Below are 24,612 nucleotides of genomic sequence, written 5' to 3'. Positions count from 1 at the left end.
TAGCCCCGCCCTCCTCCGGCGACTGTCGCCGGGCTTACACTCGCGCGCCGGCTGAATGGCGGAGGATTCAGCCGGCCTATGCGCGCAGGCTACAGGCAGTGGGCGACCAGGGGCGCGACCAGCAGGTTGAACAGCCCGGTGAGAACCATCAGCAGACCGGCCGCCGAACCTTCCTCGCCGCCGAACTCGTAGGCCCGACTGGTGCCGGCGCCGTGCGCGCCGACGCCGAACAGCGCGCCGCGGGCCAGCGGCGTGCGCAAGCGCAGGACGCGCAGCAGGGTGCCGCCGATCACCGCGCCGAACACCCCGGTGATCATCACGAAGGCGGCGGTCAGTTCCGGCACGCCACCCAGGTCGTGGGACATCTCCATGGCGAACGGCGTGGTGATCGAGCGTGGCAGCAACGACAGCGTGACCTGGCCGTCCAGCGCCAGGGCCTGGGCCAGCGCCCAGGAGCTGCCGATGGCCACTGCGGTGCCGGCGAACATCCCGGCCAGCAGCGCCGGCCAGTGGCGCATCAGCAGCTCGCGCTGCTGCCAGATCGGGATGGCGAAGGCCACCGTCGCCGGACCGAGCAGCGCCACCAGCCAATTGGTGTCGCGGGCGTAGTCGGCGTAGCGGGTATGGGTGGGAATCGCCAGGGCATAGAGCAGCACCGGGACGAACACGATGGGCGACAGCCAGTACCACTTCACCCGGCGGTACAGCTGGCGGCTCAGCAGGTAGCCGCCGACGGTCGCCGCCAACCAGAACAGGGCTTGCTTATCGAGACTCATGGCGCGCCCTCCAGCGGCACATCCACTCCACCGACACCGCGGTGACCAGCATCACCAGCAGGGTGCTGAGCATGATCACCAGGAGGATGCGCCAGCCCTCGCTGCGTAGCAGCGCGCCGTAGTCGAGCAGGCTCATCAGCGCCGGGATGAAGAACAGCAACATCTCCGCCAGCAACAGGCCGGCGCCGGCCTGCAGCCAGGCCGGACGCAGCAGGCCGCTGGCGAACAGCAGCAACAGCGCCGCCAGGCCGACCACCCCGCCCGGCAGCGGCAGGCCGATGGCCTTCGCCAGCCAGCCGCCGGCCCACCAGAAGGCGATGAGTACCGCCAGTTCGGCGGCAAGGCGGGACAGACGGCGGACGAGCGGGGGCAACATGGGAAGGGCCTTGGCTGGGAAATCGGGGATGGAGAAAGGATAAGGCCCGGCCTATCATCCCCAAAGCGAATTGTCCGCATGAGAGCCATTCCAGAATGGAATTCCGTCAACTCCGCAGCTTCGTCGAAGTGGTCCGCCAGGGCAGCTTCACCCAGGCGGCGCAGGTCCGCCACGCCAGCCAGTCGACCATCAGCAAGCAGGTCGCCCAGTTGGAGCAGAGCCTCGGCGTGCAGGTATTGGAACGCAACGGGCCGCACGTGCGCCTGACCGACGCCGGCGCCGTGGTGTTTCGCCGCGCCGAGGAGATGCTGCGGCTGCGCCGCGACCTGCTCAGCGAACTGGACGATCTCAGCCAGCTCAACCGCGGCGAACTGCGCCTGGGCCTGCCGTTGCTCGGCGCCGACGCGCTGTTCGCCCAACGCTTCGCCGAATACCGGCGGCGCTATCCGAACATCGCCGTGCACCTGGTGGAAGGCGGCAGCAAGACCATGGAGCAGGCGGTGCTGGCCGGCGAGCTGGAACTGGCCGGCAGCCTCACCCCGGCGGACGACGGCTTCGACTACCAGCCGTTCTGCAACGAACCGCTGGACGTGCTGCTACCGGCCGGGCATCCCAAGGCCGCTGCCGCAAGCGTCGCCCTCGGCGAACTGGCGGACAGCCCGTTCCTGCTCTACCAGCAGAGCTTCACCCTCAACGACCGCCTGCTGCGCGCCTGCCTGGAGGCCGGCTTCAGCCCGCGCGAAGGCGGCCGCAGCGGCCAGGCCGACTTCCTCGGCGCGCTGGTGGCGGCCAACCAGGGGGTGGTGCTGCTACCACGGGCGATCGCTCGCGAGATCGAACGCCCGGGAGTGGTGCGGGTCCTGCTCAGGGAGCCGGACCTGCGCTGGGACATCGCCTTCATCTGGCGCCGTGGCGGCTACCTGTCGCGGGCGGCGCAGGCCTGGCTGGAGCTGCTGCGCGAGCAGCCGCTGGAGGAAAGCCCGGCGTAGGACGAATAACCGCCAGCTCGGCAGAGGCTACGGCGGATAACGCCTGGAGGCGTTATTCGCCCTACCGCTTGTCCCCTCCCCGTGTAGGGCGAATAACCGCTACGCGGTTATCCGCCGCCTGGGCAGGCGTTTCGGCGGATAACGCCTGGGGCGTTATTCGCCCTACCGTTTGCTCCTTCTCCGTGCAGGGCGAATAACCGCCTCGCGGTTATCCGCCGCCTCGGCGGGGTACGCCCGGGATCAGCCCTTGAGGGCGGCGGCGAACTCGGCCAGCCAGGGCTCGGCGTCGGTCTCGGGGGTAACGGTTTCGCTGGCATCCAGGCGCAGCATCGGCAGCACTTCGCGCACGCCCAGTTCGCCGAACAGTTCGCGAACCTGCTCGCCGCCACCGCAGAACGTGTCGCCGTAGCTCGAATCGCCCAGGCCGATGACTCCGCCCGGCAGACCGTGCCAGGCCGGCAGTTGGTCGCGGATCGCGTAGTACAGCGGTTGCAGGTTGTCCGGCAGTTCGCCCATGCCGGTGGTCGAGGTCACCACCAGGAATGCCTCGGGGGCGAAGGCCTTGAGTTCGTCGAGGCTGGCGCGAGGCAGATGGGAGGCCTCGAGGCCGGCCTCGGACAGCAATTTCTGGGCGTGCCGGGCGACTTCTTCGGCGGTGCCGTAGACCGAGCCGGAGAGAATGGCGACTTTCATGAACACTCCGTAAGCCAACAGGGGTAAGCCGGGCATTATGCCGCATGCGTTCGCCGAGCGGGACGCACCGAATCAATGCAGACAGGCCGCAAAAGCACCATTTCGGTGCGCGCCCTGTCATCGGGATGTCATCGCGCTGCCGTAGACACGGCAGCGAACCTTCGCCACCACGGCGGGAACGATCCTTGCCTGTCCTCCGACGCAGCCCACCACCCCGGCGCTGCGCCGTTGTCCGAGGGCGCCCACGAAGCGCGCTCAACCGTTCCAGGAGATACACGATGTCTACCGCTCCCGTTACCCTGCTGGTGGCCCGCCGCGTCGCCGCCGGCCGTTACCGCGACTTCCTCGCCTGGCAGCGCGAAGGCGAAGCCCTCGCCGCCGACTTCCCCGGCTACCTCGGCTCCGGGGCGCTGGCGCCGCCCGCTGGCGGAGACGAATTCCAGATGATCTTTCGCTTCGCCGACGACGCCACCCTCGCCGCCTGGGCCCACTCCGCCTCGCGCCAGGCCTGGCTCGAACGCGGCCAGGGACTCTTCGACGAACCGCGCGAGCACCGCGCCCACGGCCTCGCCGCCTGGTTCGACGACAACCGCAAACCGCCGCGCTGGAAGCAGAGCGTGGCGATCTGGCTGGCGTTCTTCCCGGTCTCGCTGGCCTTCAACCTCGGCGCCGGCCCCTACCTCGGCGAGCTGTCGCTGGCCGCGCGGGTGCTGCTCAGCACCCTGGTCCTCACCCCGTTGATGACCTACTGGTTCATCCCTCTCTCCAGCCGTCTGCTCGCCCCCTGGCTGCACCGCCGCCCGCAGCGCGCCGCCAGCCTGCCGGAAGCGCACTGACGGCTTGCCGCCCACCCCGGCGGGGTGGGCCGTAGCGCAAGGCTTTGCCCGACTGGCTCAGTCGGGTACCCTGCATCCATCCGATTCCCTTCGCCTGCTGTGAGAGTCCCATGGCGACAGCCCCGATCCTGATCACCGGCGCCAGCCAGCGTGTCGGCCTGCATTGCGCCCGCCGCCTGCTGGCCGACGGCGAGTCGGTGATCGTCAGCTACCGCAGCGAGCGCCCGGCGCTGGACGAACTGCGCCAGGCCGGCGCGCTGACCCTGCACGCCGACTTCGCCAGCGAGGCCGGCATCTTCGCCTTCATCGGGTCCCTCCGGCAGCATACCGACAGCCTGCGAGCGATCGTCCACAACGCCTCGGACTGGGTCGCCGAGACGCCCGGCCACGAAGCCGAGGCGTTCCAGCAACTGTTCAGCGTGCACATGCTCGCGCCCTACCTGATCAACCTGCACTGCGCCGAGCTGCTGGAACGCTCGCAGCCCGCCGACATCGTCCACCTCACAGACGACGTGGCGCGCAAGGGCAGCGCCCGGCGTATCGCCTACTGCGCGAGCAAGGCCGGGCTGGACAACCTGACCCTGTCGTTCGCCGCGCGCTTCGCGCCGAGGATCAAGGTCAACGCCATTTCACCGGCGCTGGTGATGTTCAACGACGGGGACGACGCCGAATACCGCGCCCGCACCCTGGCGAAATCCGCGCTCGGCATCGAGCCGGGGCCGGAAGTCATCTACCAGAGCCTTCGCTACCTGTTGGACAACCCCTACGTCACCGGGACCACCCTGACCGTGAACGGCGGCCGCCACGTCAAGTGAGGCGCCAAGGACCCCTTATGAACCCAGCACTTTCCCAGCATTACCGGGAGATCCTCGTCGGTCTCGGCGAAGACCCGCAGCGCGAAGGCCTGCTCGACACCCCGAAGCGCGCGGCCAAGGCCATGCAGTACCTCTGCCACGGCTATGGCGAGACCCTGGAGGAAATCGTCAACGGCGCGCTGTTCGCCTCGGACAACGATGAAATGGTCATCGTCCGCGACATCGAGCTGTACTCCCTGTGCGAACACCACCTCCTGCCCTTCATCGGCAAGGCTCATGTGGCGTACATTCCCACCGGCAAGGTGCTCGGCCTGTCGAAGGTGGCGCGGATCGTCGACATGTTCGCCCGCCGCCTGCAGATCCAGGAGAACCTCACCCGGCAGATCGCCGAGGCGGTCCGCCAGGTGACCAGCGCCGCCGGCGTGGCGGTAGTGATCGAGGCCCAGCACATGTGCATGATGATGCGCGGGGTGGAGAAGCAGAACTCGCAGATGTTCACCTCGGTGATGCTCGGCGCGTTCCGCGACTCGAACACCACCCGCCAGGAATTTCTGCAATTGATCGGAAGGAGCAAGTGACATGCCGCGACTGGAACCGGGAATGGCGCGAATCCGCGTCAAGGACCTGCGCCTGCGCACCTTCATCGGGATCAAGGAGGAGGAAATCCTCAACAAGCAGGACGTGCTGATCAACCTGACCATCCTCTACCCGGCCGCGGACGCCGTGGAGGTCAACGACATCGAGCACGCGCTGAACTACCGCACCATCACCAAGGCGATCATCCGCCACGTCGAGGAGAACCGCTTCGCCCTGCTCGAACGGATGACCCAGGAAATCCTCGACCTGGTGATGGAGAACCCGGCGGTGCGCTACGCCGAGGTGGAAGTGGACAAGCCGCACGCGCTGCGCTTCGCCGAGTCGGTCTCGATCACCCTCGCCGGCCACCGCTGAGGCGGCCGACGAGCGAACCGCGCGAAGACGCGCACAAGCGTTGCCCGCCGGCCGCGCCAACTCTTATCATCGCCGGACCTGGCCCTGTGCCTTCACCCTGCCCCGAGCCATCGTCGAGAAACACCGCCATGACCGCAGCCAACCTCACCGAACAGCAACGCCTGGAACTCGAAGCCGCCGCCTTCCGCACCCTGGTCCATCATTTGCAGACCCGCAAGGACGTGCAGAACATCGACCTGATGAACCTCGCCGGTTTCTGCCGCAACTGCCTGTCCAAGTGGTACAAGGCCGCTGCCGACGACCTCGGGGTGGAAGTCAGCAATGACCAGGCCCGCGAAGAGATCTACGGCATGCCCTATGCCGAGTGGAAAGCCAAGTACCAGAAAGAAGCGAGCCCGGAACAACAGGCCGCCTTCGCCAAGAGCCAGGGCAACGCCTGAGGCCACCGGGCCCCTTGCCAACCCTGCCCCAGACACCATGAGCCTGTTTCGATGACCCTGACCGACTTCCGCGCGCGTCTGCGCAGCGAACACCACCTGTTCACCGACACCCTGGCGTTCATCGCCGAGCACTACAGCTACACGCCGAGCGCCTTCGACAACGGCAGCGTGAGCAACCCGGCCGGGCAGAACGAAGGTTCCTGCAAGACCCTGGGCTTCGCCATCCTCGAAGGCCTCAGCCTCGAGGAAACCCTGCTGGCCTTCGGCGAGCACTACCGTGCGGTGCGCGACAACCCGGAAGGCGACGACCACGCCAACATCCGCGCCCTGCAACAGACCGGCCTGGCCGGCGTGCATTTCGAGCGCCAGCCCCTGTCGCGCCGGGGCTGAGAAGTCCCGGTCGCCCCCACGGCGGATAACCGCGAGCGGTTATTCGCCCTACCGACCGCTCCATAGCGACCCACGCCAGCCGTCGCCACCGGCCGGCCTTGCCGATACGCGACGAAAAAAGGCGGGGCCCCATCGGGGTCCCCGCCCTTCTCGCCGCCGCAAGCGCGGCGCAGCCAGCGTCACAGCTTGGCGATGGATACCTCGGTGGACTTGACGAAGGCGATCACTTCGCTACCGATGGCCAGCTCCAGTTCCTTCACCGAACGCGTGGTGATCACCGAAGTGACGATCCCGGCGGCGGTCTGCACGTCGATCTCGGACAATACCGGCCCTTCGATGATTTCCTTCACGGTGCCCTTGAACTGGTTACGAACGTTGATGGCTTTGATGGTCATGGCGTTTCTCCTGGGGGGATTCGGAACGAGGCATGGTTGCTTAGAGCGCCCAGCGCAGTTGCGTGGGCAGGGGTGAAACGGGTTCGGGTTGCGGCGGCAGCTCCGGCTGCGCCAGCACCCGGTTGAGCACTTCGGCTTCCAGCGCGGCCAGTCGCGCCGAGCCACGCGAGCGCGGCCGGGGCAGTTCCACCGGCAGGTCGAGGCCGATCTCGCCGTCCTCGATGAGGATCACCCGGTCGGCCACCGCCACCGCCTCGCTGACGTCGTGGGTGACCAGCAGGACGGTGAAACCGTGTTCGCGCCAGAGTCCTTCGATCAGTTGCTGCATCTCGATCCGGGTCAGCGCATCGAGCGCGCCGAGCGGCTCGTCGAGCAACAGCAGGCGCGGCTCGTGGATCAGCGCGCGAGCCAGCGCGACGCGTTGCTTCTGCCCGCCGGACAGGGCCGCCGGCCACTCGTTGGCACGCTCGGCCAGGCCGACCGCCCGCAGCGCCTGCAGGGCCTTCGCCCGCCAGTCGCCGCGCAGGCCGAGGCCGACGTTGTCGATCACCCGCTTCCACGGCAGCAGGCGCGAGTCCTGGAACATCAGCCGGGTGTCCTCGCGGGCCTCGGCCAGCGCCGCCGAGCCGGCCAGCAACTCGCCGCGGCTGGGCTGGTCGAGGCCGGCCAGCAGGCGCAGCAAGGTGCTCTTGCCGCAGCCGCTGCGGCCAACGATAGCGACGAACTGCCCTGCCGGAACCAGCAGGTCGATGTCCTTGAGCACCTCGCGCTCGCCGAAGCGCCGCGCCACTCCGCGCAGGGCCAGCGGGATACCGCGCTTGAGGCGCTGCGGAGTGCCGCCAAGGGCGGCGTTGTGGGCATTCATGCGCCACCTCCCTTGACCTGGTAGGCCGGGTGCCAGCGTAGCCAGACGCGTTCCAGACCGCGGGCGGCGAGGTCGGCGAGCTTGCCGAGGACGGCATAGAGCAGGATCGCCAGGACCACCACGTCGGTCTGCAGGAACTCGCGGGCGTTCATCGCCAGGTAACCGATGCCGGAGCTGGCGGAAATGGTCTCGGCGACGATCAGGGTCAACCACATGAAGCCGAGGGCGAAGCGCACCCCGACCAGGATCGACGGCAGCGCGCCGGGCAGGATCACCTGGCGGAATAGGGCGAAGCCGGACAACCCGTAGCTGCGCGCCATCTCCAGCAGGCCGGGGTCGATGCCGCGGATGCCGTGGTAGGTGTTCAGGTAGATCGGGAACAGCGTGCCGAGGGCGACCAGGAAGATCTTCGCCGACTCGTCGATGCCGAACCACAGGATCACCAGCGGGATCAGCGCCAGGTGCGGCACGTTGCGGATCATCTGCACCGAACTGTCGAGGAAGCGTTCGCCCCACTTCGACAGGCCGGTGACGAAGCCCAGCACCAGGCCGATGGCGCCGCCGATGAGAAAGCCGATCGCCGCGCGCCAGCCGCTGATCGCCAGGTGCTGCCAGATCTCGCCGCTGCGCAGCAGCGTCCAGCCGGCCTCGAGCACGGCGCTGGGCGCGGGGAGGATGCGGCTGGACAGCCAGCCGAACTCAACCGCCGCCTGCCACACCGCCAGCAGGACCAGCGGCAGCGCCCAGGGCGCCAGGCGCTCGGCCAGTCGTTTGGAAATGCTCATGTCGTTCGCTCCGACCGCTCTCAACTCTGCGCGGCCTGCCGGGGCAGGATGTCGTTGGCCACCATCTCGCCGAACGGGCTGACATAGCCGCGTCCCTCGGGCTGCGCCGGGCGCTGCACGTCGAGGTGCGGGAACAGCAGTTCGGCGACCCGGTAGGACTCTTCCAGATGCGGGTAGCCGGAGAAGATGAAGGTATCGATGCCCAGCTCGGCGTACTCCCTGACCCGCGCCGCCACCGTCGGTCCGTCGCCGACCAGCGCGGTGCCGGCGCCGCCGCGTACCAGGCCGACGCCGGCCCAGAGATTGGGGCTGACTTCCAGGTTGTCGCGCGAACCGCCGTGCAGCGCGGCCATGCGTTGCTGGCCGACCGAGTCGAAGCGCGCCAGGGAGGCCTGGGCGCGGGCGATGGTGTCGTCGTCGAGGTGCGCGATCAGGCGATCGGCGGCCTGCCAGGCTTCCTCGCTGGTCTCGCGGACGATCACGTGCAGGCGGATCCCGAAGCGCACCTGGCGGCCCTGGCGGGCGGCCTTCTCGCGTACCTGGGCGATCTTCTCGGCAACCGCCGCCGGCGGCTCGCCCCAGGTCAGGTACAGCTCGACCTGCTCGGCGGCGAGGTCCTGGGCGGCCTCCGAGGAGCCGCCGAAGTACAGCGGCGGACGCGGCTGCTGCAACGGCGGATAGAGGAGCTTGGCCCCCTTCACCTGGATGTGCTTGCCGGCGTAGTCGACGGTCTCGCCCTCCAGCACGCGACGCCAGATGCGGGTGAATTCGACCGAGGCCTCGTAGCGTTCGGCGTGGCTCAGGTGCAGGCCGTCGCCAGCCAGTTCGTCGGGATCGCCGCCGGTGACCAGGTTGAACAGCGCGCGGCCGTTGGACAGCCGGTCCAGGGTCGCCGCCTGGCGCGCGGCCACGGTCGGCGAAATGATCCCGGGACGCAGCGCGACGAGGAACTTCAGGCGCTGGGTTACCGGGATCAGCGAGGCGGCGACCAGCCAGGAGTCCTCGCAGGAACGTCCGGTGGGGATCAGTACGCCGCCGAAGCCCAGGCGGTCGGCGGCCTGGGCGATCTGCTGCAGGTAGCCGTGGTCGACGGCACGGGCGCCCTGGGTGGTGCCCAGGTAGTGGCCGTCGCCGTGGGTGGGAAGGAACCAGAAAATCTCGAGGCTCATCGCAATTGACTCCAGGGTGAGCGCGCCGGCGTGGCGTAGCCGCGCGATGATCGTGTCGGTATGTGGGCGGTACGGGCTCAGGGTGCACTGGCGACCTTGCCGGCCGATGGCGTCCAGATCACGTCCTTGATGCTCAGCGGTTTGGGAATCAGCTTCAGCTGGGTGAAGGTGTCGGCGATCTTCTGCTGCGCCTCGACCACCGCCGGGGTGATCAACTGCGCGCCGTAGCCCTGGCGCTTCACCGCGGTCAGGGTGATGTCGGCGGGCAACCCGAGCAGCGGCGCGACCTGCTCGGTCACCTGCTGCGGGTTGGCCCGCGACCAGTCGCCGACCTGGCGGATCTCGTCCACCAGCTTGTCGAGCACCTGCGGATGCCGTTGCGCGTAAGTCCGGGTGGCGAGGTAGAACTGGTGGTTGTCGACCAGCTCGCGACCATCCACCAGGACCCGCGCGGACAACTGCTTCTCGGCGGCGGCCTGGTAGGGGTCCCAGATCACCCAGGCGTCGACGCTGTGGCGCTCGAAGGCGGCGCGGGCGTCGGCCGGCGGCAGGTAGACGGGTTGGATGTCGCTGTACTTCAGGCCGGCCTGCTCGAGGGCGCGGACCAACAGGTAATGCACGTTGGAGCCCTTGTTCAGGGCGACTTTCCTGCCCTTCAGCTCGGCCACCGAACGAATCGGCGAGTCCTTCGGCAGGAGGATCGCCTCGCTGGTCGGCGCCGGCGGTTCGTAGGCCACGTAGAGCAGGTCGGCGCCGGCGGCCTGGGCGAATACCGGCGGGGTTTCCCCGGTCACGCCGAAGTCGATGCTGCCGACATTGAGTCCCTCGAGCAATTGCGGGCCGCCGGGAAACTCGGTCCATTGCACCTTCACGCCGTCTTCGGCGAGACGTTTCTCCAGGGTGCCGCGGGCCTTGAGCAGGACCAGGGTGCCGTATTTCTGATAACCGATCCGCAGGGTGTTGGCCGACTTCTCGTCGGCCTGGACGCCGTAGGACAGGGCCGCCACCAGCAGGGCCGCCAGTCCACGACGCAAAGCGATGGTGCGCATGGCGCTCTCCTTTGTCGTTGTGGGTGCCGAACCTGCCGCGCCGTTGACGGAACAGTGAGGTCGTCGTGTCTGCGTTGTGCAATCGGGCCGCGGCGCGCGTGCGCTGGCGGCGGACGGATCAGATGCTCCAGCGGGCGTTCACCAGGCGCTCGTTGAGCAACTGCGGGTCGATCGGCTGCGGCCGTCGCGAGAGGGCCAGGTGGAAGGTTTCCAGGGCGTTTTCCAGGCGCTGCTCGAGGACCGGCTCCAGGCGCGCCGGGTCGCTCTCGGTGGCGTAGGCGATCTGCTTGTCCACGGCGAATACGCCGTGCAGCACCTCCTGGGCCTTGAGCGCGGCCAGTACCGGCTTCAATGCGTAGTCCACGGCCAGCATGTGCGCGCTGCTGCCGCCGGTGGCGAACGGCAGCACCACCTTGTGCTCCAGGGCGCGCTCGGGCAACAGGTCGAGAAGGACCTTCAGCGCGCCGGAAAACGAGGCCTTGTACACCGGGGTGGCGACCAGCAGGCCGTCGGCGCGGCCGATCTGCTCGGCCAGCGCCAGTACCGGCGGACTGTCGAGGCGGGCACGCAGCAGGTCCTCGGCGGGAAAATCCAGCACCTGGTGGCTGGCCACCTCGACGCCGCGACGGCTCAGCCAGTCCCTGGCACGCTCCAGCAACACCCCGGAGCGGGAGCGTACGCTGGGACTTCCGGCGATGGAAACGACGAGCATGGGGGGATTCCTTATAACCGGAAAACAGGATATTCGTTTTGCTTGCTAACCAAGTTGCATAGACCTTAACAGGCGGCCTAATATTCCAATAAATGTTTTTTATTCATTTATTTATTCCATAAAGCATATAAGAACCCGGTTCGGGGTCTTGCCTCAGAGCACGTGTGCCCGCTGCATTTCGGTCAGGGCCTCGCCGCGCAAGTAGGCCAGCTCCACCGCCCGGCGGTCGCGGGGACGCGCCAGCGGTACGTGGAACTCGCGGCGGATGTGTCCGGGACGGCCGCCCATCAGCAGCACGCGGTCGGCGAGATAGAACGCCTCGTCGAGATCGTGGGTGACCAGCAGGACGCTGATCTCGTAGTTCTGCACCACGTCCTGCAGCAGGTCCTGGAGGCGCATGCGAGTGAAGGCGTCGACCGCGCTGAACGGCTCGTCGAGCAACAGCACCTGCGGCCGTCCGTAGAGACCGCGAGCGATCGCCGCGCGCTGCGCCATGCCGCCGGACAGTTGCTTGGGCAGCAATCCTCCGCAGCCGGCCAGTCCGACATCGGCGAGCAGGCGCTCGACCCAGTGCTCGTCCTCCAGCCAGCCGTCGGCGAAACCGACGTTCTGCGCCACCGTCAGCCAGGGCAACAGGCGCGGCTCCTGGAACACCACGCCGATGCCGCCGCTGCGGCCGTTCTCGCCGTCCGGGCCGAAGCCGAGGATCGGGTTGCGTTCGACAGTGCCCTGGAAGTCGTCGTCCAGTCCGGCGGCGATCCGCAGCAGGGTGCTCTTGCCGCAACCGCTGGGGCCGAGCAGGCTGACCACCTCGCCGGGCGCCAGCGACAGCGCCACGCCCTCCAGCACCCGCGTATCGCCATAGGCCTTGCGAATCTCCAGCAGGTCGAGCAGGCCGCTCATGCGCCGCCCTCCCCGTCGAAGCTGTCGCGCCAGCGCAGGGCCCGGCGCTCCAGCGAGCGGAGCAGGCCGTCGCTGAGCTTGCCGAGGGCCGCCAGGACCAGGATCGCGGCGATCACCAGGTCCGGACGCGAGGTTTCCCGACCGTCGCTGAGCAGGTAGCCGAGGCCCTGGGTGGCGGCGATCAGCTCCGCCGCGACGAGGAACATCCAGCTCAGGCTGAGCGCCCCGCGCAGGCCGGTGAACAGATTCGGCAGCGCCGCCGGAAGGAGGATGCGGCGGACCAGGGCGAAGCGCGACAAACGGTAGAGCCGACCCAGTTCCACCCACTTGCGATCGACCCCGCGTACCCCGGCGACCAGCGCGAGGTAGACCGGGAAGAAGGCGCCGAGGGCGATGAGGACGATCTTCGGCGTCTCGTCGATGCCGAACCAGAGCAGCAGCAAGGGCACCCAGGCCAGGCTGGGGATCGCCCGCAGGGCCTGGAAGCTCGGCTCCAGGTAGGCTTCGGCGCGACGACTGAGGCCGACCCAGGTTCCGACCGCCAGGGCCAGGCCGCTGCCGATCGCGAAACCGGCGGCGACCCGCGCCAGGCTCGCGCCGACATGCCCCCACAGCTCGCCGCGAGCCAGTTCCACCAGGGTCAGCAGGATGCCGCTCGGCGCTGGCATCTGGTAGGCCGGCAGCCAGCCCAGGCGCACCAGCGCTTCCCACGACGATAGCGCCAGCAGCGGCAAGGCCCAGGCCCGCCAGGCGCCCGGCACGCGCAGTCGCCACGCCCGGCGCGAAACTCGCCGGGCCAGTCGCAGGCTCTGGCTGACCATGGCTCAGGGCTCCGTGCGCGCCAACGGGGCACCGCCGATGACCTCGGCGGCCCACTGCGGCGCGATCAGTTCGTCGACCACCTTCTGCACGTCCACGCCCGGCCGCACCAGGCGCTCGTCCGCCAGGATCGGCGCCGCGGCCTTGAGCGCGGCGACCTGTTCGGCGCCCGGCAGCGGCTGGCTGAAATCGGTGCGCGACAGTTGCAGGCGAGCCACTTCCAGCGGCAGGCCGGCTTCCTCGGCAAGCAGTTGCGCGGCCTCGTCGGGATGCCCGATCACCCAGTGGCGCGCCTGCTCGTAGGCCGCCAGCACCTGGCGGATCAGTTGCGGATGGCCTTCGGCGAAATCCTCGCGGACATTGAGCACGCCGTAGCTGTTGAAGCCGAGGTTGCGGTAGAGCAGCCGCGAGCCGGCCTGCAACTCGCTGGCCGCCATGTGCGGATCGAGCCCGGCCCAGGCGTCGACCTGGCCCTTCTCCAGGGCTACCCGGCCGTCGGGATGCTGCAGGTGGACGATACGCAGGTCGTTCTTGTCCAGGCCCACGCTGTGCAGGCTGCGGAGCAGGAACAGGTAGGGATCGGTGCCCTTGGTGGCAGCCACCTTGCGACCCTTGAGTTCGGCGAGGCTGCGGATCGGCGAATCCTTGCGCACCAGCAGCGCGGTCCACTCCGGGCGGCTGGCGACGTATACGGTACGTACCGGGCTGCCGTTGGCCCGCGCGAGTACCGCGGCGAGGCCGGCGGTCGAGGCGAAATCGACGCTGCCGGCGTTGAGGTACTCCAGGGAACGGTTGCTGCCCTGGCTGAACACCCAGCGCACCCGGGTTCCGCTGCCGTCCAGGCTTTTCTCCAGCCAGCCGAACTTCCTGAGCGCCAGGCTGGTGGGGGCGTAGTAGGCATAGTCGAGACGGATTTCAGCGGGGGCGTCGGCGGCTTCGGCCGCGGGAAACACGGCAAGAACGGCGAGCAGGGCCAGCCAGGCCCGGCAGCGACGGAGAGCGGCGATCATGCGTCTGCTCCTGGAAGGAGGTGGATGAGCGAGCCTTCTCCCCGTCTGGCGGGCAAGTCAGAGCCGGTTTCGGAAACGGATGGCGGATAGAAAGCGTCGCGGCGACGCGCTGGCGCACATAAAAAAGAGGGCCGGTCGAAACCGGCCAAAAACCCTGCTCGTGGCTAAACAGCGTTGCATGACGGCACGCACCGTCGAATAAAAAGTCCCGCCTGCCGTGCCTGCCCATGCAGGCGGGACGAATCCGGCCTCAGCGGTTGGGCTGGGGCGTCAGGCGCAGGTAGGGCTTCACCGCGCGGTAGCCTTTGGGGAAACGCCGCTTGATCTCTTCCTCGTCCTTCAGCGAAGGCACGATCACTACCTCGTCGCCGTCCTCCCAGTTGGCCGGCGTGGCGACCTTGTGCTCGTCGGTCAGTTGCAGCGAATCGATCACCCGGAGGATCTCGTTGAAGTTGCGCCCGGTGCTCGCCGGGTAGGTGATGATCAGGCGCACCTTCTTGTTCGGGTCGATGATGAACAGCGAACGCACGGTCAGCGTGTCGTTGGCGTTCGGGTGGATCAGGTCGTAGAGTTCGGAGACCTTGCGATCGGCGTCGGCGATGATCGGGAAGTTGACCCGGGTGTCCTGGGTCTCGTTGATATCGTCGATCCACTTCAGGTGCGAGTCCACCGGGTCCACCGACAGCGCCAGGACCTTGACCCCGCGCTGGGCGAACTGGTCCTTAAGCTTGGCGGTGAAGCCCAGCTCGGTGGTGCACACCGGGGTGAAGTCGGCCGGGTGGGAGAACAGCACGCCCCAGCTGTCGCCCAGCCATTCGTGGAGGCGGATGCGCCCTTCGCTGGAATCCTGTTCGAAATCGGGGGCGATGTCGCCGAGTCTGAGGCTCATGGGGTCACTCCTTGTTCGTGTTGGGACCCACTATGCCCAAGGCCGGTCGACGTTAAAAAGAATAAATTCAGATTTTCTTATAACCAAAAATAGAATGCCCAACCCTTCGCCTGGGAATCCGTCTCCTTTCGTCCGCCGGCCTGCCGCCCGGCCAACCCCCGCCTACACTGAAATCACCTTGGCCCGCCATCCAGGAGTCGCCGTCATGTTGGGGAAACGTTCCACCGATCCCGTCCCGGCCACCCGCTTCCGCAGCGATCGCATAAGTTCGGTGAATGGCCAGTACTTCTTCTCCACCCGCGAAGGGACCCTGGAAGGCCCCTACTTCACCCGTTTCGACGCGGAGCGGGAAATCGACGCGTATATCCGCAGGATGCGCCAATCGGCGGAAATCCAGGCGCCGGGTTCCCACTGAAACGATACAGGCGCGGAATTTATTTCCCGGCGGCTGAAACGTTCAAGAAAGGGAAGGCAGGTATTCTCGGCGGAACGCCGAGGCAAATGTCACCGCATGTGAACGCACTCACATCGGGGGTGAGTTCCAGTATCATTCACCCGGTGAATACCTGCCACGTCGTGCGTATCCACGCTTCTCCACGTTTTCTAGCGGTAAATCCATGAAAAAAATCTTATTGATGCTTTTGTGCGTCAGCGTGCTGGGTTGCTCCAAAAACAGCGTCGAATCGGAAAAACCGGTCGACGTGCTCCTGATCGGTGGCGGCATCATGAGCGCCACCCTGGGTACCTATCTGAACGAACTGGAACCGGGCTGGACCATCGAGATGGTCGAGCGCCTGGACAAGGTCGCCGAGGAAAGCTCCAACGGCTGGAACAACGCGGGCACCGGTCACTCGGCGTTCTGCGAACTGAACTACACCAGCGAGGCCGCGGACGGCTCGATGGATATCAGCAAGGCGGTGGCGATCAACGAGAACTTCGAGATCTCCAAGCAGTTCTGGGCCTACCAGGTCGACCGCAAGGTGCTGAACGATCCGAAGTCGTTCATCAACAACGTCCCGCACATGAGCTTCGTCTGGGGCGACGACAACGTCGCCTTCCTCAAGAAGCGCCACGCCGCCCTGCAGCACAGCTCGCTGTTCCGCGGCATGGAGTACTCGGAAGACCCCGAGCAGATCAAGCAGTGGGTGCCGCTGGTGATGGAAGGCCGCGAGCCGGGGCAGAAGATCGCCGCCACGCGCATGTCGATCGGCACCGACGTCAACTTCGGCGAGATCACCCGCCAGTTGGTGGGCTCGCTGTCGGCCAAGGACACCTTCAAGCTGCGCCTGCAACATGAGGTCCGCGACCTCAAGCGCAACGACGACAACACCTGGACCGTGACCATGGCCGACCTGGCCAACGGCGACAAGGAAACCAGCGTCAAGGCCAGGTTCGTCTTCATCGGCGCCGGTGGCGGCGCGCTGAAGCTGCTGCAGATGTCCGGCATCCCCGAGGCCGAAGGCTATGCCGGCTTCCCGGTGGGCGGTTCGTTCCTCGCCACCACCAACCCGGACGTGGTCAAGCGCCACCTGGCCAAGGTCTACGGCAAGGCTTCGGTGGGTTCGCCGCCGATGTCGGTGCCGCACCTCGACACCCGCATGATCGACGGCAAGCCGGTTCTGCTGTTCGGTCCGTTCGCCACCTTCTCCACCAAGTTCCTGAAGAACGGCTCGCTGTGGGACCTGCCGGGCTCTGTGACCAGCAGCAACATCGGCCCGATGTTCAACGCCAGCATCGACAACTTCGATCTCAGCCAGTACCTGATCGGCCAGCTGATGCTCAGCCAGGACGACCGCATGGCCTCGCTGCGCGAGTACTTCCCGGAAGCCCGCGACGAGGACTGGAAGCTGGTGCAGGCCGGCCAGCGCGTGCAGATCATCAAGAAGGACGCCGAGAAAGGCGGCGTACTGCAATTCGGCACCGAAGTGGTGACCGCCGCCGACGGCTCCGTCGCCGCCCTGCTCGGCGCCTCGCCGGGCGCCTCGACCGCCGCGCCGATCATGCTGTCGGTGCTGGAGAAGGCCTTCAAGGACAAGGTCGCCACCCCCGAGTGGCAGGCACGCCTGAAGGAAATCGTGCCGTCTTACGGGCGCAAGCTGAACAACGACATCGAGCTGACCAACAGCACCCGTGCCTGGAGCAGCGAGCGCCTGCAACTGATCCACGTGCCGGTACAGCCGGAGGCCTGATCGGCCACCGACGCGCGCGCATGAAAAAGCCCGGCAATAGCCGGGCTTTTTTGGGTTGGCGTTCGCCTTGCGGGGCGGCGCATCGGCGGATAACGCCGCTGGCGTTATTCGCCCTACCCGACAGGCAGCGCCGCCCACAAAGTCACTGCGGGCCGTAGGGCGAACAACCGCTCGCGGTTATCCGCCGGAACCTGCATGTCACCGATTGCGCCCACCCGCGATATCACGCCCCTCCTTCGAGCCTGGCCAGGCGCTCCTCCAGCGCCGCCAGGCGCGTCTCCAGCTCGGCGATCCGCGCTTCCGCATCGGCCGACAGAGCGGCCGGCGCGGCGCGTTCCGGGTCGCTGCCCATAGCCTCCACGGCGGCCTCGAGGTCGGCCTGGCTGCCGAGCAGATGCATGTAGCGCTCCTCGCGCTGCCCGGCGCGACGCTCCAGGTGCACGGCCAGGCCACGGCCGGCGAGGCGTTCCAGGTGGTGGCGGATCTGCTCGACGTCGTCGAAATCGTGCAGGCGGTTGCTGCGGGTGAGCAGTTCGTTGAGAGTCTGCGGACCACGCAGGAACAGCAGGCCGAGCAGCGCCACCTGTGGCGCCACCAATTCCAGGCCCTTGCCCAGGGTGTGCTCCCAGCGGTCGGCGCGGCTGCCCATCACCAGCCTGACCAGGCCGCGCCCCTCGAGCTGGCGCAGGCTCTGGCCGACCTGGCCGGGCGTGAGGTTCATCACTGGATCGCGGCTGGTCTTCTGGTTGCAGGCCAGGACCAGGGCATTGAGGGTCAGCGGATAGGTTTCCGGGGTGGTCGCCTGCTTCTCGACGAGGCTGCCGAGAATCCGTGCATCGACGGCGCTCAGCGGGTCGTCGACGAACGGCGAGTTGGGCTCGGTGGACATCGCTACATCCCTATGCAAGGAAAAAGGCGCCTAGCCTAGCGCGAGTCGCCGGGGATGGCACGGAGCGTCATGTAAATAAAACCCATGAGGCGAGCCCCGACCTGCGGGGCCCGCCGGCGCGCACGGGCTCAGCGTACGGCTTCGAACAGCCCGCTGGCGCCCATGCCGCCGCCGACGCACATGGTCACCACGCCGTAGCGCAGGTTGCGCCGGCGCAGTTCGCGGACCAGATGACCGACCTGGCGCGAGCCGGTCATGCCGAACGGGTGGCCGATGGCGATGGAGCCGCCGTTGACGTTGTACTTCTCGTTGTCGATCTCCAGCCGGTCACGGCAGTACAGGCACTGCGAGGCGAAGGCTTCGTTGAGTTCCCAGAGATCGATGTCGCCGATCTTCAGCCCCTTCGCCTTGAGCAGCTTCGGCACCGAGAACACCGGACCGATGCCCATTTCGTCCGGCTCGCAGCCGGCCACGGTGAAGCCACGGAAAAAGGCCTTCGGCTCCAGGCCCAGCGCCAGCGCTTTCTCCAGGCTCATCAGCAGGGTCATCGAGGCGCCGTCGGAGAGTTGCGAGGCGTTGCCGGCGGTGACCGAACCGTCCTCGGCGAACGCCGGCTTCAGCGAGGCCAGGCCTTCGAGGGTGGTGTCCGGGCGGTTGCAGTCGTCGCGGTCGACCACTCCGTCGAGCACCTGCTTCTCGCCGCTGGCCTTGTCCTCCACCGCGTAGCGGGTGGTCATCGGCACGATCTCGTCGGCGAACAGCCCGTCCGCCTGGGCTCGCGCCATCCTCTGCTGGCTCTGCAGGGCGTAGGCATCCTGGGCCTCGCGGGTGATGCCGTAGCGACGGGCGACGATCTCGGCGGTCTGCCCCATGGGGTAGTAGATGCCCGGCACCTCCCTTTGCAGCAGCGGGTTCACCAGGTGGTCGGTGTTGACGCTCTTCAGGGTCAGGGTGATCGACTCGACGCCGCCGGCGACGATCACCTCGCTGCAACCGGAAGCGATCTGGTTGGCGGCGACGGCGATCGCCTGCAGGCCGGAGGAACAGTAGCGGTTGAGGGTCATCCCCGGCACCTGGATGCCGAGGCCGGAGAGCACCGCTACGTTGCGCCCGATGTTGTGGCCCTGGGCGCCTTCGTTGGAGCCGGCGCCGACGATGCAGTCATCCACCAGCAGCGGGTCGAGGTCGTTGCGCGCCAGCAGCGCGTCGACACAGTGGGCGGCCATGTCGTCCGGCCGGGTCAGGTTGAACTTGCCGCGGAAGGACTTGGCCAGGCCGGTCCGGACGCTGTCGACGATCACCACTTCACGCATGGGGGAACCCTCGCTGTTATTGTCGGGCGGCCGCCGGGGCAGCGGCCGGATCGAGCGAGGATAAGGCGAGGCAATCGCGCGAGGCACCGATCATTCATCCGGCGTATGCGTCGCCATCCCCTGGAGAGGACGGCGCCGCATTCCGGCAGGCCTCACTTGTCCTTCTTGTACGCCGCCTCGATGGCGTCGTTGATGGTGCGCAGCACCTTGACCCGGGCGAAGCGCTTGTCGTTGGCTTCGACCAGGGTCCAGGGCGCGATCTCGGTGCTGGTACGGTCGACCATGTCGCCCACCGCGTCCACGTACTGGTCCCACTTGTCGCGGTTGCGCCAGTCTTCCTCGGTGATCTTGTAGCGCTTGTAGGGGGTTTTCTCGCGCTCCTTGAAGCGCTCCATCTGGGTCTGCTTGTCGATCGCCAGCCAGAACTTCACCACGATGATCCCGTACTCGCTGAGCTGCTCCTCGAAGTCGTTGATCTCGCCATAGGCGCGCAGCCAGTCGGCCGGTGCGCAGAAGCCCTCGATGCGCTCCACCAGCACGCGGCCGTACCAGGAACGGTCGAAGATGGTGAACTGGCGGCGCGCCGGGATGTGCCGCCAGAAGCGCCAGAGATAGGGCTGCGCGCGCTCCTCTTCGGTCGGCGCGGCGATCGGCACGATATGGTACTGGCGCGGGTCCAGCGCGTCGGTGACACGGCGGATGGCGCCGCCCTTGCCGGCCGCGTCGTTGCCCTCGAACACCGCGACCAGCGAATGCTGGCGGAAGCGCTTGTCGCGGATCAGCCCGGCCAGGCGCGCCTGCTCGGCGGCGAGCTGCTCCTTGTAGGCGTCCTTGTCCAGGTACTGGCCCAGGTCCAGGGAGTCCAGCAGGCCACGGTTGTCCAGGCTCGACACCAGCGGTGCGGCGTGCGGCTGGCGCTTGGCGCGCTCCTTGGTGGCCAGCGCGGCCTGCAACCCTTCGAGGAGGATGCGGCCGACGGTCAGGGCGCGGTAGCGCTCGTCCGCGCCTTCCACCACGTACCAGGGCGCGTAGTCCCGGCTGGTGCGGCGCAGCACGCGCTCGCCGTAATGCACGAAGCGGTCGTAGACCTCGCTCTGCTTCCAGTCCAGCGGACTGAGCTTCCAGCTGTGCTGCGGATCCTTCTCCAGCGCCTTGAGACGCTCCTTCAACTGTTTCTTGGAGAGATGGAACCAGAACTTGAAGAGCAGCGCGCCTTCGTCGCAGAGCATGCGCTCGAAGCGTTCGGCGGCATCGATGGCCTGGTCCAGCTTGGCCTCCTTGATATGCCCCTCGACCCGCGCGTAGAGCATCTGGCTGTACCAGTTGCCGAAGAAGATACCGGTCCGCCCCTTGGGCGGCAGGCGCCGCCAGAAGCGCCACTGCGGCGGCCGCTCCAGCTCCTCGTCGGAGGGACGGAGGAAGCTCTGCACCTCGATCAGGCGCGGGTCCATCCACTCGTTGAGCAGCTTGACCGTCTCGCCCTTGCCGGCGCCCTCGATGCCGTTGATCAGGATGATCACCGGGAAGCGCGCCTGCTGCTTGAGCTCGAACTGCGCCTCGAGCAGCGCTTCGCGCAACTCGATGACGGCCTTCTCGTAGGTGTCCTTGTCGATGCTGTGGCCAACTTCCGCGGATTCGAACATGGAGGTCTCCCTTAACCTGAGTCCTTCAAGGTAGCGGATCGGCGTGCGGCTGTCTGCGCGGCGCCGCGGCATGTTCGCGCAGCGCCTCGCCGCTGGCCGGCAAAGCCCCGTAAAATGCACCATCCGCTTTTTCAGGTTCTGCCATGTCCGACTTCCAGCATGCCCAGCTCGACTGGGACGAAAACGGCCAGCCGCTATCCCGCGCCTTCGGCGACGTATATTTTTCCCGGCATTCCGGGCTCAACGAGACGCGCCATGTGTTCCTCGCCACCAACCGCCTGGCCGAGCGCTTCGCCGCGCTGGGCGACGGCGAGGTGCTGTGCATCGGCGAGACCGGCTTCGGCACCGGACTGAACTTCCTCTGCGCCTGGCAGCTGTTCGAGCGGGTCGCGCCGGCCGGCGCGCGCCTGGAGTTCGTCAGCGTGGAGAAATTCCCCCTCGCCGCCGCCGACCTGCGCCGCGCCCTGGCGCTATGGCCGGAACTGGCGCCCTGGAGCGAGGCCCTGCTGGGCCAGTACCTTGCCGTGCACCCGGGCTTCCAGCGCCTGGCGTTCGCGGGCGGAAGGGTCGGCCTGACCCTGCTGCTGGGCGATGCCCTGGAGTGCCTGCCGCAGCTCGACGCGCGGGTCGACGCCTGGTTCCTCGATGGCTTCGCCCCGGCGAAGAACCCGGACATGTGGTCGCCCGTACTGTTCGCCGAACTGGCGCGACTGTCGGCGCCGCAGGCGACCCTGGGCACCTTCACCAGCGCCGGTTTCGTCCGCCGCGGGCTGATCGAGGCCGGTTTCGCCATGCAACGGGTACCGGGCTACGGGCAGAAGCGCGAGATGCTCGGCGGCACCTACCAGGGGCCGCCGGCGAACGCCGGCAAGCCCTGGTACGCACGCCCCGCGCCCCACGCCGGGCGCCGCGCGGCACTGGTGGTCGGCGGCGGCCTGGCCGGCTGCGCCAGCGCCGCCAGCCTCGCCGCGCGCGGCTGGCAGGTGACCCTGATCGAACGCCATCCCGGCCTCGCCCGGGAAGCCTCGGGCAACCCCCAGGGCGTGCTCTACCTGAAACTCTCGGCCCACGGCACGCCGCTGTCGCGCCTGGTGCTCAGCGGCTTCGGCCATACCCGCCGGCTGCTCGAACGCCTGCGGCGCGGCCACGACTGGGACGCCTGCGGCGTACTGCAACTGGCCTTCGACGCCAAGGAAGCGCAACGCCAGGCGCAACTGGCCGCAGCCTTCCCCGCCGACCTGCTGCACGGCCTGGACCGCGAGCAGGCCGAGCGCCTCGCCGGCGTCGCCCTGCCCGCCGGCGGCCTGTTCTATCCCGAAGCCGGCTGGGTCCATCCGCCCGCGCTGTGCCAGGCCCTGGCCGCCACCCCCGGGATCACCCTGCTGAGCGGCCGGGCAGTACGCTTGCGCCGCGAGGGCGACGACTGGTGCGCCTACGCCGGCGACGAATGCCTGGCCCGCGCGCCACTCGCGATCCTCGCCACCGCCGCCGACATCCGCGACTTCCCGCCCGCCGCCGAGCTGCCGCTGAAGCGCATTCGCGGGCAGGTCACCCGCCTGCCGGCCACCCCGCAAAGCCGGGCGCTGCGCACCGTGGTCTGCGCCGAGGGCTACGTCGCACCGCCGCGTGGCGACGAACACACCCTCGGCGCCAGCTTCGACTTCAAGAGCGAAGACCTGGCGCCGACCCTCGCCGAACACCAGGGCAACCTCGAACTGCTGCGGGAAATATCCCCCGACCTGCTGCAGCGCCTGGGCGCCGACGACCTGCCGCTGGAGCGCCTGGAAGGCCGCGCGGCATTCCGCTGCACCAGCCCCGACTACCTGCCCCTGGTAGGCCCGCTGGCCGAGCGCGCGGCCTTCGACGAGGCCTACGCGGTGCTCGCCCGCGACGCCCGCCAGGTGCCGGAGCGGGCCTGCCCCTGGCTGCCAGGCCTGTACCTGAACAGCGGCCACGGCTCGCGCGGGCTGATCAGCGCGCCGCTGTCCGGCGAACTGCTGGCGGCGTGGATCTGCGGCGAGCCGCTGCCGCTGCCGCGCGCGGTGGCCGAGGCCTGCCACCCGAACCGCTTCCTGCTGCGCGACCTGGTGCGCGGGCAGCGCGGCTGAAGCCCCGGGCGCACCGATTTGCGCTACCCTTCGGGCCTGCCGCACGCGCAGGCCATACCGGACCACCGGCTGGCTCACCCGCGGAAACAGTTGATCGACGATGGATGTACTGCTCTTCGAATCCCTGGGCATCGGCGCCGTTCTCGGCCTGCTGCTCGGCCTCACCGGCGCCGGCGGCTCGCTGGTCGCCCTGCCCCTGCTGCTCAGCCTGCACCTGCCGCTGCGCGACGCCATCGGCGTGAGCCTCGGCGCGGTCGCCCTGTCGGCGCTGATCGGCGCCATCCCGCGCGCGCGCCAGGGCCAGGTGGCCTGGCGGCCGGTGCTGGTCCTGGCGCTGGCCGGCCTGCCGAGCAACGCCGTCGGCCAATGGCTCGGCCGCTTCGTCCCGGAAGGCGTGCTGATCGTCGCCTTCTGCCTGCTGGTGCTCTGGTCGGCCTGGCGCATGTGGCGCGGCGCCGGGATGAAACGCGAGGCCAGCGACCAGGCACGGAGCCTGCCGCTGCTCGGCATCGGCCTGGCGGTCGGCTTGCTGTCGGGATTGATGGGCGTGGGCGGCGGTTTCCTGGTGGTGCCGGGGCTGCTCTGGTTCACCCCGCTGTCGATGATGGCCGCCACCGCCACCTCGATGGCGGTGATCGCGCTGGTCTCCGGCGGCGGCTTCCTGATCTACCTGACCGGCGCCCACCCGCCGCTGCCGCTGCTCGGCGGCCTCGCCGCCGGCGGCGCGGTCGGCGTGCTCGGCGGCAACCTGCTGGCGCAGCGCCTCGGCGGCCCGACCCTGCAACGCCTGTTCGCGCTGATGCTGGTGGCGGTGAGCTTCTCCCTGGCGGCGCAGAAGCTCTACGGCGGGTAGCTTTCCTCGGCGGCCGGGGCACCGGGGAAGCGGCGTTATGCGCCCTGCTCGACGGTCATGCCATGTCGTCGGGCGGATATCGCTGGGTCGGCGGATAACGCCGACGGCGTTATCCGCCCTACGCGGAGGTCACGCCATGGCGTACAACGCGCTTGTCCACCAGCCTGCACCGGCAAGGCATCGGCAGGTTCGCCAGGTAAAGACCGCCGACGCGACTGTCTTTCGTAGCGAACCTGGCGCCCTCACTCTTCTTCGACGTCCTCTTCCGGCAGGCCGAACAGGTCGGCCGCGCGCAGCAGCGCGGCCAGCAGGCCGTGGCGCTCCCACTCGGGCAACGCGGCGAAGCGCTCGATCACGTACTCCGGCAATAGCGGCGGCGCTTCCGCCAGGGCTTCGTGGCCGGCCGGGTCGAGGTGCAGCCAGGACTTGCGCCGGTCCTGTTCGTCGCGCCGACGATAGAGCAGGCCGCGTCCTTCGAGGCGGTCGAGCACGCCGGAGAGCGATGCCTGGGACAGGCTGACCAGCTTGGCCAGTTGCGTCGCGGTCAGTTCTCCCTCCACCGCCAGGACATGCAGGATCAGCAATTGCAGCGGGGTCAGGCCGCCGTATCGGCTGAGACGCTTGGAGTGGATTTCAGCGGCCTGCTGGAGGCGGCGGATGGCGCGGAAAATAGCGAGCGAATAGGTATCGGCAGCGGTCTTATTACTTTCAACCATAATAAATTCGGGTATACGGATTTAATGGTTGATGGGGCA

28 protein-coding genes are annotated in these 24,612 nt (G+C 68.0%); 11 read left to right on the top strand and 17 right to left on the bottom strand.

All coding sequences use genetic code 11. The features are described 5' to 3' along the window. Positions 1–89: 89 nt before the first annotated feature. Both HMPREF2914_RS16435 and HMPREF2914_RS16430 read right to left on the bottom strand, forming a co-directional pair. Positions 90–776: an LrgB family protein gene (locus HMPREF2914_RS16435; protein ID WP_003102323.1), complete on the bottom strand. Its 687-nt coding sequence runs from the start codon at positions 774–776 to the stop codon at positions 90–92. Next, positions 763–1,152, bottom strand: coding sequence for a CidA/LrgA family protein (locus HMPREF2914_RS16430; protein ID WP_003091885.1), 390 nt, complete (start codon positions 1,150–1,152; stop codon positions 763–765). The genes HMPREF2914_RS16435 and HMPREF2914_RS16430 overlap by 14 nt, the downstream gene beginning before the upstream one ends. A 95-nt stretch (positions 1,153–1,247) precedes the next feature. Here HMPREF2914_RS16430 and HMPREF2914_RS16425 point away from each other — a divergent pair, with 95 nt between their 5' ends. After that, positions 1,248–2,141, top strand: coding sequence for a LysR family transcriptional regulator (locus HMPREF2914_RS16425; RefSeq protein ID WP_003143374.1), 894 nt, complete (start codon positions 1,248–1,250; stop codon positions 2,139–2,141). A 240-nt stretch (positions 2,142–2,381) separates the two neighbouring features. On the opposite strand, the gene HMPREF2914_RS16420 is transcribed toward HMPREF2914_RS16425, so the two are convergent. Beyond that, on the bottom strand, positions 2,382–2,834 hold the full coding sequence (locus tag HMPREF2914_RS16420; RefSeq protein WP_003130193.1) for a flavodoxin: 453 nt from the start codon (positions 2,832–2,834) through the stop codon (positions 2,382–2,384). A 278-nt stretch (positions 2,835–3,112) separates the two neighbouring features. Here HMPREF2914_RS16420 and HMPREF2914_RS16415 point away from each other — a divergent pair, with 278 nt between their 5' ends. The 6 genes from HMPREF2914_RS16415 to HMPREF2914_RS16390 all read left to right on the top strand — a co-directional run bounded on the left by HMPREF2914_RS16415 (position 3,113) and on the right by HMPREF2914_RS16390 (position 6,266). Beyond that, positions 3,113–3,670, top strand: coding sequence for a putative antibiotic biosynthesis monooxygenase (locus HMPREF2914_RS16415; protein ID WP_003111015.1), 558 nt, complete (start codon positions 3,113–3,115; stop codon positions 3,668–3,670). A gap of 110 nt (positions 3,671–3,780) precedes the next feature. Beyond that, positions 3,781–4,485 (top strand): dihydromonapterin reductase, encoded by a 705-nt coding sequence (gene folM, locus HMPREF2914_RS16410; protein ID WP_009313635.1) that lies wholly within the window; start codon positions 3,781–3,783, stop codon positions 4,483–4,485. A 17-nt stretch (positions 4,486–4,502) separates the two neighbouring features. After that, complete coding sequence (gene folE / locus HMPREF2914_RS16405; protein WP_023092616.1) at positions 4,503–5,063, top strand: GTP cyclohydrolase I FolE; 561 nt, start codon at positions 4,503–4,505, stop codon at positions 5,061–5,063. A gap of 1 nt (position 5,064) precedes the next feature. Continuing rightward, positions 5,065–5,436 (top strand): dihydroneopterin triphosphate 2'-epimerase, encoded by a 372-nt coding sequence (folX, locus tag HMPREF2914_RS16400; RefSeq protein ID WP_003091897.1) that lies wholly within the window; start codon positions 5,065–5,067, stop codon positions 5,434–5,436. A gap of 128 nt (positions 5,437–5,564) precedes the next feature. Next, positions 5,565–5,876: a DUF1244 domain-containing protein gene (locus HMPREF2914_RS16395; RefSeq protein WP_003091898.1), complete on the top strand. Its 312-nt coding sequence runs from the start codon at positions 5,565–5,567 to the stop codon at positions 5,874–5,876. 51 nt (positions 5,877–5,927) lie between these two features. After that, a complete protein-coding gene (locus HMPREF2914_RS16390) occupies positions 5,928–6,266 on the top strand; it encodes a HopJ type III effector protein (protein ID WP_003091899.1) in 339 nt (112 codons plus the stop codon). Between the two features lie 179 nt (positions 6,267–6,445). Here HMPREF2914_RS16390 and HMPREF2914_RS16385 read toward each other — a convergent pair whose 3' ends face one another. The 10 genes from HMPREF2914_RS16385 to HMPREF2914_RS16340 all read right to left on the bottom strand — a co-directional run bounded on the left by HMPREF2914_RS16385 (position 6,446) and on the right by HMPREF2914_RS16340 (position 14,862). Continuing rightward, positions 6,446–6,661: a TOBE domain-containing protein gene (locus HMPREF2914_RS16385; RefSeq protein WP_003091900.1), complete on the bottom strand. Its 216-nt coding sequence runs from the start codon at positions 6,659–6,661 to the stop codon at positions 6,446–6,448. Between the two features lie 40 nt (positions 6,662–6,701). After that, positions 6,702–7,526 (bottom strand): aliphatic sulfonates ABC transporter ATP-binding protein, encoded by an 825-nt coding sequence (gene ssuB / locus HMPREF2914_RS16380; RefSeq protein ID WP_003102311.1) that lies wholly within the window; start codon positions 7,524–7,526, stop codon positions 6,702–6,704. Beyond that, entirely contained in the window at positions 7,523–8,311 is a 789-nt protein-coding gene (gene ssuC, locus HMPREF2914_RS16375) for an aliphatic sulfonate ABC transporter permease SsuC (protein ID WP_003117543.1), read from the bottom strand. Before ssuC ends, ssuB begins: the two co-directional genes overlap by 4 nt. 20 nt (positions 8,312–8,331) lie before the next feature. Then, a complete protein-coding gene (gene ssuD, locus HMPREF2914_RS16370; protein WP_003091910.1) occupies positions 8,332–9,480 on the bottom strand; it encodes an FMNH2-dependent alkanesulfonate monooxygenase in 1,149 nt (382 codons plus the stop codon). 77 nt (positions 9,481–9,557) lie between these two features. After that, a complete protein-coding gene (locus HMPREF2914_RS16365; protein ID WP_003111308.1) occupies positions 9,558–10,529 on the bottom strand; it encodes a sulfonate ABC transporter substrate-binding protein in 972 nt (323 codons plus the stop codon). A 118-nt stretch (positions 10,530–10,647) separates the two neighbouring features. After that, a complete protein-coding gene (gene ssuE / locus HMPREF2914_RS16360) occupies positions 10,648–11,241 on the bottom strand; it encodes an NADPH-dependent FMN reductase (RefSeq protein WP_003091915.1) in 594 nt (197 codons plus the stop codon). A gap of 153 nt (positions 11,242–11,394) precedes the next feature. Continuing rightward, on the bottom strand, positions 11,395–12,144 hold the full coding sequence (locus tag HMPREF2914_RS16355; protein ID WP_003091922.1) for an ABC transporter ATP-binding protein: 750 nt from the start codon (positions 12,142–12,144) through the stop codon (positions 11,395–11,397). After that, positions 12,141–12,965 carry an ABC transporter permease gene (locus HMPREF2914_RS16350; protein ID WP_003091924.1) on the bottom strand — a complete coding sequence of 275 codons (825 nt, stop codon included), beginning with the start codon at positions 12,963–12,965 and terminating at the stop codon, positions 12,141–12,143. Before HMPREF2914_RS16350 ends, HMPREF2914_RS16355 begins: the two co-directional genes overlap by 4 nt. A gap of 3 nt (positions 12,966–12,968) precedes the next feature. Next, positions 12,969–13,973, bottom strand: a complete 1,005-nt coding sequence (locus tag HMPREF2914_RS16345) for an aliphatic sulfonate ABC transporter substrate-binding protein (protein WP_023088137.1) — start codon at positions 13,971–13,973, stop codon at positions 12,969–12,971. A gap of 250 nt (positions 13,974–14,223) precedes the next feature. Beyond that, complete coding sequence (locus tag HMPREF2914_RS16340) at positions 14,224–14,862, bottom strand: peroxiredoxin (protein WP_003091927.1); 639 nt, start codon at positions 14,860–14,862, stop codon at positions 14,224–14,226. 205 nt (positions 14,863–15,067) lie between these two features. On the opposite strand from HMPREF2914_RS16340, the gene HMPREF2914_RS16335 reads away from it, so the two are divergent. Together HMPREF2914_RS16335 and HMPREF2914_RS16330 are read left to right on the top strand one after the other, a co-directional pair. After that, entirely contained in the window at positions 15,068–15,277 is a 210-nt protein-coding gene (locus tag HMPREF2914_RS16335; protein WP_003091929.1) for a DUF6316 family protein, read from the top strand. Between the two features lie 202 nt (positions 15,278–15,479). Continuing rightward, the gene (locus tag HMPREF2914_RS16330; protein WP_023092615.1) at positions 15,480–17,051 is read left to right on the top strand and encodes a malate:quinone oxidoreductase; all 1,572 of its coding nucleotides are present in this window, start codon (positions 15,480–15,482) and stop codon (positions 17,049–17,051) included. Between the two features lie 223 nt (positions 17,052–17,274). Here the strand turns inward: HMPREF2914_RS16330 and HMPREF2914_RS16325 are convergent, their stop codons facing one another. The 3 genes from HMPREF2914_RS16325 to pap all read right to left on the bottom strand — a co-directional run bounded on the left by HMPREF2914_RS16325 (position 17,275) and on the right by pap (position 20,896). After that, a complete protein-coding gene (locus HMPREF2914_RS16325) occupies positions 17,275–17,940 on the bottom strand; it encodes a YceH family protein (RefSeq protein ID WP_003091932.1) in 666 nt (221 codons plus the stop codon). Positions 17,941–18,068: 128 nt separating this feature from the next. Further along, on the bottom strand, positions 18,069–19,253 hold the full coding sequence (locus HMPREF2914_RS16320) for a thiolase family protein (protein ID WP_023092614.1): 1,185 nt from the start codon (positions 19,251–19,253) through the stop codon (positions 18,069–18,071). Between the two features lie 152 nt (positions 19,254–19,405). After that, a complete protein-coding gene (gene pap, locus HMPREF2914_RS16315) occupies positions 19,406–20,896 on the bottom strand; it encodes a polyphosphate:AMP phosphotransferase (protein ID WP_003091935.1) in 1,491 nt (496 codons plus the stop codon). A 143-nt stretch (positions 20,897–21,039) separates the two neighbouring features. On the opposite strand from pap, the gene mnmC reads away from it, so the two are divergent. Beyond that, positions 21,040–23,004 (top strand): bifunctional tRNA (5-methylaminomethyl-2-thiouridine)(34)-methyltransferase MnmC2/FAD-dependent 5-carboxymethylaminomethyl-2-thiouridine(34) oxidoreductase MnmC1, encoded by a 1,965-nt coding sequence (mnmC, locus tag HMPREF2914_RS16310; protein WP_023092613.1) that lies wholly within the window; start codon positions 21,040–21,042, stop codon positions 23,002–23,004. 100 nt (positions 23,005–23,104) lie between these two features. Further along, complete coding sequence (locus HMPREF2914_RS16305) at positions 23,105–23,857, top strand: sulfite exporter TauE/SafE family protein (RefSeq protein ID WP_003117537.1); 753 nt, start codon at positions 23,105–23,107, stop codon at positions 23,855–23,857. A gap of 242 nt (positions 23,858–24,099) precedes the next feature. Here HMPREF2914_RS16305 and HMPREF2914_RS16300 read toward each other — a convergent pair whose 3' ends face one another. Continuing rightward, positions 24,100–24,573, bottom strand: coding sequence for a MarR family winged helix-turn-helix transcriptional regulator (locus HMPREF2914_RS16300; protein WP_003091943.1), 474 nt, complete (start codon positions 24,571–24,573; stop codon positions 24,100–24,102). Positions 24,574–24,612: the final 39 nt, after the last annotated feature.

Source organism: Pseudomonas sp. HMSC067G02 (assembly GCF_001813485.1).
Taxonomy (GTDB): domain Bacteria; phylum Pseudomonadota; class Gammaproteobacteria; order Pseudomonadales; family Pseudomonadaceae; genus Pseudomonas; species Pseudomonas aeruginosa.
This window is presented reverse-complemented; position numbering and strand designations above follow the sequence as displayed.

Bases quoted from the DNA above. Each gene is read 5' to 3' on its own strand.
- HMPREF2914_RS16435 (WP_003102323.1), bottom strand. From the start codon at position 776: ATGAGTCTCGATAAGCAAGCCCTGTTCTGGTTGGCGGCGACCGTCGGC.
- HMPREF2914_RS16430 (WP_003091885.1), bottom strand. From the start codon at position 1,152: ATGTTGCCCCCGCTCGTCCGCCGTCTGTCCCGCCTTGCCGCCGAACTG.
- HMPREF2914_RS16425 (WP_003143374.1), top strand. From the start codon at position 1,248: ATGGAATTCCGTCAACTCCGCAGCTTCGTCGAAGTGGTCCGCCAGGGC.
- HMPREF2914_RS16420 (WP_003130193.1), bottom strand. From the start codon at position 2,834: ATGAAAGTCGCCATTCTCTCCGGCTCGGTCTACGGCACCGCCGAAGAA.
- HMPREF2914_RS16415 (WP_003111015.1), top strand. From the start codon at position 3,113: ATGTCTACCGCTCCCGTTACCCTGCTGGTGGCCCGCCGCGTCGCCGCC.
- folM (WP_009313635.1), top strand. From the start codon at position 3,781: ATGGCGACAGCCCCGATCCTGATCACCGGCGCCAGCCAGCGTGTCGGC.
- folE (WP_023092616.1), top strand. From the start codon at position 4,503: ATGAACCCAGCACTTTCCCAGCATTACCGGGAGATCCTCGTCGGTCTC.
- folX (WP_003091897.1), top strand. From the start codon at position 5,065: ATGCCGCGACTGGAACCGGGAATGGCGCGAATCCGCGTCAAGGACCTG.
- HMPREF2914_RS16395 (WP_003091898.1), top strand. From the start codon at position 5,565: ATGACCGCAGCCAACCTCACCGAACAGCAACGCCTGGAACTCGAAGCC.
- HMPREF2914_RS16390 (WP_003091899.1), top strand. From the start codon at position 5,928: ATGACCCTGACCGACTTCCGCGCGCGTCTGCGCAGCGAACACCACCTG.
- HMPREF2914_RS16385 (WP_003091900.1), bottom strand. From the start codon at position 6,661: ATGACCATCAAAGCCATCAACGTTCGTAACCAGTTCAAGGGCACCGTG.
- ssuB (WP_003102311.1), bottom strand. From the start codon at position 7,526: ATGAATGCCCACAACGCCGCCCTTGGCGGCACTCCGCAGCGCCTCAAG.
- ssuC (WP_003117543.1), bottom strand. From the start codon at position 8,311: ATGAGCATTTCCAAACGACTGGCCGAGCGCCTGGCGCCCTGGGCGCTG.
- ssuD (WP_003091910.1), bottom strand. From the start codon at position 9,480: ATGAGCCTCGAGATTTTCTGGTTCCTTCCCACCCACGGCGACGGCCAC.
- HMPREF2914_RS16365 (WP_003111308.1), bottom strand. From the start codon at position 10,529: ATGCGCACCATCGCTTTGCGTCGTGGACTGGCGGCCCTGCTGGTGGCG.
- ssuE (WP_003091915.1), bottom strand. From the start codon at position 11,241: ATGCTCGTCGTTTCCATCGCCGGAAGTCCCAGCGTACGCTCCCGCTCC.
- HMPREF2914_RS16355 (WP_003091922.1), bottom strand. From the start codon at position 12,144: ATGAGCGGCCTGCTCGACCTGCTGGAGATTCGCAAGGCCTATGGCGAT.
- HMPREF2914_RS16350 (WP_003091924.1), bottom strand. From the start codon at position 12,965: ATGGTCAGCCAGAGCCTGCGACTGGCCCGGCGAGTTTCGCGCCGGGCG.
- HMPREF2914_RS16345 (WP_023088137.1), bottom strand. From the start codon at position 13,973: ATGATCGCCGCTCTCCGTCGCTGCCGGGCCTGGCTGGCCCTGCTCGCC.
- HMPREF2914_RS16340 (WP_003091927.1), bottom strand. From the start codon at position 14,862: ATGAGCCTCAGACTCGGCGACATCGCCCCCGATTTCGAACAGGATTCC.
- HMPREF2914_RS16335 (WP_003091929.1), top strand. From the start codon at position 15,068: ATGTTGGGGAAACGTTCCACCGATCCCGTCCCGGCCACCCGCTTCCGC.
- HMPREF2914_RS16330 (WP_023092615.1), top strand. From the start codon at position 15,480: ATGAAAAAAATCTTATTGATGCTTTTGTGCGTCAGCGTGCTGGGTTGC.
- HMPREF2914_RS16325 (WP_003091932.1), bottom strand. From the start codon at position 17,940: ATGTCCACCGAGCCCAACTCGCCGTTCGTCGACGACCCGCTGAGCGCC.
- HMPREF2914_RS16320 (WP_023092614.1), bottom strand. From the start codon at position 19,253: ATGCGTGAAGTGGTGATCGTCGACAGCGTCCGGACCGGCCTGGCCAAG.
- pap (WP_003091935.1), bottom strand. From the start codon at position 20,896: ATGTTCGAATCCGCGGAAGTTGGCCACAGCATCGACAAGGACACCTAC.
- mnmC (WP_023092613.1), top strand. From the start codon at position 21,040: ATGTCCGACTTCCAGCATGCCCAGCTCGACTGGGACGAAAACGGCCAG.
- HMPREF2914_RS16305 (WP_003117537.1), top strand. From the start codon at position 23,105: ATGGATGTACTGCTCTTCGAATCCCTGGGCATCGGCGCCGTTCTCGGC.
- HMPREF2914_RS16300 (WP_003091943.1), bottom strand. From the start codon at position 24,573: ATGGTTGAAAGTAATAAGACCGCTGCCGATACCTATTCGCTCGCTATT.